Raw genomic sequence first — 3,107 nt, 5'->3', positions numbered from 1 at the left:
ACACAAGCGCTCCAACGGCGACGACGTCGCCACGTGTCGGCCCCGCCGACAATCACTCTCCCCGACGGTACTGAAGTCTCCGCGAAATCGGCAGCATTCGCTACTGCGGGGATTCTCGGGCGGATACGTTGCGGCGATGTTTCATGATTACGGCCTGACGAAGCGCTATTCTCAAAGCCATCTCCGGTACGAGGTAGATGGCGCGAACGCCGCTCGCCGATTCTTTCGAAGCCACGGGTTGTCGGAAGCTGCAAGCGAGCAGGTTTGGCTTGCGATTGCGCTACACACGACGAACGGTATCCCCTCGCAGGTATCACTGCTGGAAGCACTTATTGCTCAGGGAGCGCACATGGATCTGGTGGGTGCGGGCTATGACGATTTCACCGTCGAGCAGCGAGACGCCATCGAGAGCGCTTACCTTCATCCGTCCGACTTCGCGGAAGTCTTCATGCGCGCCTTTTTATGACAACCTGAAGCATCGGCCTGAAACCACTCAGGGTACCGGCTTGGCGGATGTCATGGCTCATGAGGACCCCCACTTCGCCCGTCGAGACTTCAGCGCTCTGATGCGCAACTCTCGTTGGGCCACAAGAAGATGAGCATTGAACCTGCGGGGAGCGGTACCCGACCGCATAAAGGGCAGCCGACAGTTGTCGGGTATCCGAGAAAAACGGCCGTTGAGGCGTCAACTTCGGAGCATCGCTGACTGTCTGAAACTGGTCGCACACGGAAATTCGCCGATCAGCCTGATTGAAATTTGGCTACGCAGTCGTTGATTGCCTGTGCGAACTGCGGATTGGATAAATCGATACCGACACGCGCAAGCGAAAGCAACAACTGCTCGACGCCTTTGACAACCCCGACGATGCGTCCGTTTTCGACGGGATCACTGAAGCTAGGGAGCGCTTCCGGTAAGCTCGCGTCCGGCACCACGCGACCGAGGCTGTGTGGAAACGCGAAACGCAGAGTTGCCGGGGCATAGATTCCGTGCTGCATCGTCGCAGCAATTCGATAGGCCACGAATGCTGGTGTAATTTCAATCCTCGTTGCGGATCGCGTACAGCTTATACGGCGAATTTTGGGTGCTTCACGCACCCACCAGCCTCATGGCCTTCATGGTTTTCGCGAACCCAAGTATCGCTATTACGCGCTTGAGGTTGTACGCCAGCACATGCAGACTCATTTCGGTGCTCACATTGGCAAGCCGACGAGTCAGGAAGTGCGTGTAGCCCATCCAGTGTTTGAACGTCCCGAACACGTGCTCGACAGTCCGCCTTCGCACCGTCATCGCATCCGGCATTCTGTCCAGCCTTCGCTGCGCAGCTTCCAGTACTGACTCGTGTTCCCAGCGCGTAATCCGCCGGTAGTCGCTTGGCGTACATTGCGGCTTCAGTGCGCAACCAATGCATGCACTACTCCAATAGCGGCGCAGATACATGCCATGTTCCAGACCGGTAAATCGGTAGATCGCACGTTGCCCGGCCGGGCACTGGTATTCGTCATCTCGGGCGATGTAGATAAAGTCTGCACGATCAAAGCGACCGTGAGCCTTTGCGCTTGACGTCGTGGTCCTGGGCAGAATGGCTGCGATACCAGCATCCTCGCAGGCCTTTATCTGTGGACCACTGTAATACCCTCGATCAGCGATAGCCTTCAATCTGGTTTTGCCCATGGCGTCACGAGCAGCTTGTGCCATCGGGCTGAGCTGTGCCCGATCACTGCCGGCATTTGTGACCTCGTGAGCAACGATGAGATGGTGTTTGGAATCTACGGCTACCTGCACGTTGTAGCCCACAATCCCCGAGCCACGACCGCTTGTCGCCATGGAGCGAGCATCGGGATCAGTCAGCGAGATCTGCCCATCAGGCAGCGTCTTCAACTCTTCTTTGACCTGCTCGAGGTGGCGCATTTGCCCTTGTAATTGAGCAATTTTCTCTCGCAGCCGAGTTGTCTTCGCTTCCACCTCGGGAGGTTGGGTCCGATCAGCCGTTTCCAGTGCACTCAGATAGCGTTGGATACTTTCCTCAATTTGCTGCTGCCGCTTGTCGATCTTGCCAGTCGTAAAGTTGCGGTCACGCGTATTGGATGCCTTGAACTTGCTTCCATCGATGGCGACCAACGCTTGAGAGAACAACTTGAGATCGCGGCACAAAACGACAAACCTGCTACAAACTTTGCGAATGCCTGTGCCGTTGTTTCGCCGAAAGTCCGCTATGGTCTTGAAGTCTGGCGCCAAGCGGCCCGTAAGCCACATGAGCTCAATATTGCGTTGGCATTCGCGTTCCAGGCGGCGGCTCGATTGAATCCGGTTCAAGTAGCCGTAGATGTATATCTTCAGCAGCACTGCGGGATGGTAGGAGGGGCGGCCCGTTGATGATGGCGTAACGCCAACGAAACCGAGCGCTTCTAGCGCCAGTTCTTCGACAAAGGCCTCGACGATCCTGACCGGGTTGTCCTCGGCAACGAAATCGTCCAGGCATTCGGGCAACAACGTCACCTGCTTCCGGTCGTCACCTTCAACGAATCGCTTCAATTGTTCCTCCGACCTTGAAGTGCTGACCGAAGTTTAGGAGATCACGTGAGAGAATGAAGGCTCATTTTCATCGACGAGAACGCACGTGGATTTCCATGTGATCTATACACGAAGTGATCGAATTCTTCTGTCGCGCCGCCGATATGAATCGTGGAAACAGATCCAAGATGAGATCGCTGATTACGTGACCTCGCTGGGCCCTTGGTCGCCCGAGGATACGGTTGCATACCTCGGCTACGAGCATCTTGGACTCGCCCCGAGTGCGGCCGAACAGGTCGCCACACTATTGGCCTCTGCCGATCCCATCATCGAACTCAAATTCGGGCCAAGCGCCTAGCTCGTGTTTTCACACAGCCTCGACCCGAAGGGGACGTACAGGTTTCCCTGAAACGGCCCTTCAAAATCGGGCATCATTCAGTTTCTTTGGAACCAGCAAAAGCCGCGGTTCACAACCTCAGTCGGGCTAAATAAGCACAATGAATCTTATCTCGAGGATTTTCGGGGCTTGCTCACCTTCGACGGTTCCGGCACAGACGGTCTATTTATCGCCGAGTGAACCGATGTCCCTTCGCAC

The 3,107-nt window shown here is 56.0% G+C and carries 4 protein-coding genes; 2 read left to right on the top strand and 2 right to left on the bottom strand.

Going from position 1 to position 3,107, the window contains the following annotated elements; translation table 11 throughout:
* The coding region (locus tag QQS38_RS25795) for an HD domain-containing protein (RefSeq protein WP_479648168.1) at window positions 1–466 on the top strand (466 nt) is incomplete at its 5' end.
* A 275-nt stretch (window positions 467–741) separates the two neighbouring features.
* Here the strand turns inward: QQS38_RS25795 and QQS38_RS25790 are convergent.
* Entirely contained in the window at window positions 742–1,095 is a 354-nt protein-coding gene (locus QQS38_RS25790) for a hypothetical protein (protein ID WP_479648167.1), read from the bottom strand.
* Entirely contained in the window at window positions 1,088–2,533 is a 1,446-nt protein-coding gene (locus QQS38_RS25785) for an IS1182 family transposase (RefSeq protein ID WP_059475717.1), read from the bottom strand. Before QQS38_RS25785 ends, QQS38_RS25790 begins: the two co-directional genes overlap by 8 nt.
* Before the next feature lie 85 nt (window positions 2,534–2,618).
* On the opposite strand from QQS38_RS25785, the gene QQS38_RS25780 reads away from it, so the two are divergent.
* On the top strand, window positions 2,619–2,870 hold the full coding sequence (locus QQS38_RS25780) for a hypothetical protein (RefSeq protein ID WP_479648166.1): 252 nt from the start codon (window positions 2,619–2,621) through the stop codon (window positions 2,868–2,870).
* Window positions 2,871–3,107: the final 237 nt, after the last annotated feature.

This window comes from Trinickia sp. Z7 (assembly GCF_056498045.1).
The sequence above is the reverse complement of the archived record's forward strand: the minus strand, read 5'-3'. Positions and strand labels throughout refer to the sequence as shown.